Raw genomic sequence first — 324 nt, 5'->3', positions numbered from 1 at the left:
GAAGAGTACCTTACAAAATCGGGCTTCGATGTCTCTTCTGTTGGAGACGGTGTTGAATTAGAAACCCACCTGCAAAGCCAAGGTTATCCAGACCTGATTCTGCTCGATGTTATGCTCCCCGGTGACGATGGTTTTACCTTGTGTCAGCGAGTTCGAAAGCAATCCAATGTGCCAATCATCATGCTGACAGCGGTATCGGATGAAACCGATCAAATTATTGGTTTAGAAATTGGTGCCGATGATTACATTGCGAAGCCATTTAGTCCTCGTCAGTTAATGGCTCGTATCAAAGCACTACTACGCCGTGTTCAAGTGGTGGATGAC

1 protein-coding gene is annotated in these 324 nt (G+C 46.0%); it reads left to right on the top strand.

The features are described 5' to 3' along the window. Positions 1-324, top strand: a 324-nt coding sequence (locus AB4512_RS24740; protein WP_372176116.1) for a response regulator, incomplete at both ends; no start/stop codon positions are given.

Source organism: Vibrio sp. 10N.222.52.B7, from assembly GCF_041474275.1.
In the GTDB taxonomy this organism is placed as follows: domain Bacteria; phylum Pseudomonadota; class Gammaproteobacteria; order Enterobacterales; family Vibrionaceae; genus Vibrio; species Vibrio crassostreae_C.
Note: the sequence above shows the minus strand (reverse complement) of the source record. Positions and strands in the feature narration are given on the sequence as shown.